Raw genomic sequence first — 2,048 nt, forward strand, 5'->3', positions numbered from 1 at the left:
GACGCCGCGTTTACCCTGACGTCGCCGGCGATTAATCCGGGGATGCGGGGCATGCCGGTGATACCGCCCGCCCCGTTGCGCACGATCTACGGGGTGATTAGCGGATTTAAGCTGTTGTCCACCTCGCATGACGAAAGCCGTTATGAAGTCACCCTGGAACCCCGGCTGGCCCTGTTGTCGAGAAGCCGCCAGTCCGCGATTTATCAGAAGATGTCGGTGCCGGAAATCGTGGAAAAAATCCTGCGTGAACGGCACGGTTTTCGCGGGCAGGATTTCTTATTCACCCTGGCGTACCCCTACCCGAAGCGGGAACAGGTGATGCAATACGACGAGGATGACCTGCGTTTTATACAGCGACTGCTGGCGGAAGTGGGGATCTGGTACAAACTGACCGCGGACGAGCGGCTGAACATTGACGTGGTGGAATTTTACGACAAGCAGCGCCACTACCAGTTTAATGTCCATATGCCGGCCCGCTCGCCGTCAGGCATGCACGGCGGGGAGGAAGACGCGGTGTGGGGCATGGAAACCGCGCATCAGGTAGTCGAGGGGAAGGTGTTGACCCGGGATTACAACTACCGTGACGCCCTGCCGCGGTACGGGATGGATGCCGGCGTGGATGTGACGCGGGGCGATGAGACCCTGTATGGCGAAGCGTACCATTACCGGGATAACTACCGGGTACCGGGTAACCGTTATGCGCCGGCGCCGGCAGTGGAAAGCGGGGTGTTTTATGCYCGGCTGCACCATGAACGTTACCTGAATCGRCAGACYCGGCTGCGGGGTTTGACAACGTCCGCGACCCTGTTACCGGGCCAGGAATTGAAAGTCAGGGGGGAGGCCCCGGCAGCTTTTCGTCAGGGAGTGGTGATAACCGGCATTAGCAGCAGTGCGCGGCGGGATAAAAGTTTTGAAATGGCGTTCACTGCGATCCCCTATGCGGAAAACGTCTGTTTTCGGCCTGAATTAATCCCSAAACCCCGGATAGCGGGCACGTTGCCGGCSAGGGTAAGCAGCAGCACCGTGAACGACSYGTACGGGGATATTGATAAAGACGGGTTGTATAAAGTGGCGTTTGACTTTGACCGGGCGGAATGGCCGCGGGGGGGCGAAAGCCTGTGGGTMCGGCTGGCTCGTCCTTACGCGGGCGACACCTACGGTTTTCACTGGCCGTTGCTGGAAGGGACCGAGGTGGCGATCGCGTTTGAAGGGGGCGACCCGGATCGGCCCTATATCGCCCATGCGCTGCACGACTCAAAACACCCGGATCACGTCACCCTGTACAACTACAAACGCAATGTCCTGCGTACCCCGGCGAATAACAAACTGCGGATGGATGACGAGCGCGGTCGGGAGCACATCAAACTCAGCACCGACTACGGGGGTAAGAGCCAGCTCAATCTGGGACATCTGGTCGACAGTCAGCGTCCGCACCCGGATAAACGGGGGGAAGGTTTTGAGCTGCGTACCGATGACTGGGGAGCGATTCGGGCCGGTAAAGGGTTGTTTATCAGTGCGGATAAACAGGTCAACGCGGGTGGCGAAGTGTTGGCAATGCAGGCGGCGATCAGTCAGTTGCAACAGGCGCAGGCGTTAACCGAAGCCTTACGCGGCGCGGCGGAAACCGCCAAAGCTGAACTGGCGGATTTGCAGCGCCAGAAAGCGTTATTGAGTGACACGTTAACCGAACTGAGAAAATCGGCGTTGTTACTTTCCGCCCCCGAGGGTATCGCTCAGACGACGGCGAAAAGTCTCCAATTTTCCGCCGGGGAAAATGTGATCACCACCAGTGGGAAAAACACCGATTTCAGCGTGCTGAAAAAATTCACGGTGGCAGCCGGAGGGATGATCAGCCTGTTTGCGGAAAAGCTGGGGATCAAACTGTTTGCCAGTAAAGGGCGGGTAGAAATTCAGGCGCAGGGTGATGCGATGGGACTGGAAGCGCTGAAAGATATCACGGTGAGTAGCCATGAGGGCAAAGTGATTATCAGTGCTAAGGAAGAGATCCTGCTGGCCTGTGGGGGCGGTTATATCCGTATTGGCAAGGG

1 protein-coding gene is annotated in these 2,048 nt (G+C 58.0%); it reads left to right on the forward strand.

Going from position 1 to position 2,048, the window contains the following annotated elements; all coding sequences use genetic code 11:
- The coding region (locus D3222_RS24280; RefSeq protein ID WP_157975444.1) for a type VI secretion system Vgr family protein at positions 1-2,048 on the forward strand (2,048 nt) is incomplete at both ends.

The organism is Photorhabdus sp. CRCIA-P01, assembly GCF_003545805.1.
In the GTDB taxonomy this organism is placed as follows: Bacteria; Pseudomonadota; Gammaproteobacteria; order Enterobacterales; family Enterobacteriaceae; genus Photorhabdus; species Photorhabdus antumapuensis.